Genomic DNA, 336 nt, shown 5'->3' with positions numbered 1-336 from the left:
AGAGCGAGCGCGACTTAGCAAACAGAAACTTCTCATCCAATCTCCAAGATGTTCTCGCCGCAGCCGAGCACCGGCGTCCCTACTGTGAGGCGCCGCAGTTATTCATTGGCCACAGCTTCGGCGGCGCTGCCGTACTGGCTGCTGCAGATCATTTTCCTGACGTATCGGCTATTACTACAATTGGGGCTCCTTCAGATGCGCAACACGATGCACATAACTTTGAAGCCCATTTAGCCGAAATAAACTCCGCAGGTGAAGCTAAAGTTAGCTTAGCTGTGCTCGAATTTCCCATAAAAAAACAATTTCTAGATGACATCTCAAAGGACCACCGTAGCG

The 336-nt window shown here is 50.3% G+C and carries 1 protein-coding gene; it reads left to right on the top strand.

Annotation, left to right across the window (positions count from 1 at the left end; all coding sequences use genetic code 11):
• Positions 1–336 (top strand): alpha/beta hydrolase family protein (locus tag CWB60_RS20835; RefSeq protein ID WP_138628032.1); only part of this gene is annotated, 336 nt, incomplete at both ends.

The sequence above is a fragment of the Pseudoalteromonas sp. S327 genome, from assembly GCF_005886415.1.
Classification (GTDB): Bacteria; Pseudomonadota; Gammaproteobacteria; order Enterobacterales; family Alteromonadaceae; genus Pseudoalteromonas; species Pseudoalteromonas atlantica.
The sequence above is the reverse complement of the archived record's forward strand: the minus strand, read 5'-3'. Positions and strand labels throughout refer to the sequence as shown.